Source organism: Streptococcus sp. SCPM-O-B-15304 (M98), assembly GCF_058200215.1.
This window is the reverse complement of sequence record NZ_JBYQGQ010000046.1, coordinates 1-357: the sequence shown is the minus strand read 5'-3', so window position 1 is coordinate 357 and position 357 is coordinate 1. Positions and strand designations below refer to the sequence as shown.

The window sequence follows — 357 nt, the reverse complement described above, 5'->3', positions numbered from 1 at the left end:
GTTTGGTGTGTCTTGACGAGGTTTTTGAATTTCTTTACCCTTCTCATCCACGTAAGTAATAACTACTTCACCTTTTGGCTGTTCTTTAAGTTTGTAAACATAGGTTACATCCTTATCACCTTCGATGACTTTACCAGTTGTTGCGTCTGTTGACTTCAAGTGACCATCTTTATCAACTTCACCTACTGTGTAGTTACCAGCTGGAACCAATTCATAAGTATTACCTTCGAATTCAATCTCTTGTGGACGGTTGTCTACAACTGTGTCGTAGTCTTTGTCTACTGGTTGAGCTTTTTCATCAGTAACATCTTCCTTGATTGTCTTGCCTTCTGTATCTACATAGTGTACATAGACATC

Annotated in this window: 1 protein-coding gene; it reads right to left on the bottom strand. The window is 38.7% G+C overall.

Annotated elements, in window-relative coordinates; genetic code table 11:
* On the bottom strand, positions 1-357 hold a 357-nt coding region (locus tag AC3E7H_RS09975; protein ID WP_490676516.1), incomplete at both ends, for a MucBP domain-containing protein.